At 44.9% G+C, this 352-nt stretch carries 1 protein-coding gene; it reads left to right on the top strand.

Features of this window, described 5'->3' with window-relative positions; translation table 11 throughout:
* On the top strand, window positions 1-352 hold a 352-nt coding region (locus tag H5117_RS20450; protein ID WP_182739028.1), incomplete at both ends, for an elongation factor Tu.

Genomic DNA, 352 nt, shown 5'->3' with positions numbered 1-352 from the left:
GCACTTCTACGTGGTACTAAGCGTGAAGACGTTGAACGTGGTCAAGTACTAGCTAAGCCTGGTTCAATCAACCCACATACTACATTCACTTCAGAAGTATACGTACTTTCTAAAGATGAAGGTGGTCGTCATACTCCATTCTTCAAAGGTTACCGTCCACAGTTCTACTTCCGTACAACTGACGTAACTGGTGACGTACAGTTACCAGAAGGCGTAGAAATGGTAATGCCTGGTGATAACATCAAGATGACAGTAACTCTAATCGCACCAATCGCGATGGATGAAGGTCTTCGTTTTGCTATCCGTGAAGGTGGTCGTACTGTAGGTGCTGGTGTTGTAGCAACTATCGTAG

The organism is Pseudoalteromonas sp. SG45-1, from assembly GCF_014164135.1.
GTDB classification, from domain to species: Bacteria; Pseudomonadota; Gammaproteobacteria; order Enterobacterales; family Alteromonadaceae; genus Pseudoalteromonas; species Pseudoalteromonas distincta.
The sequence above is the reverse complement of the archived record's forward strand: the minus strand, read 5'-3'. Positions and strand labels throughout refer to the sequence as shown.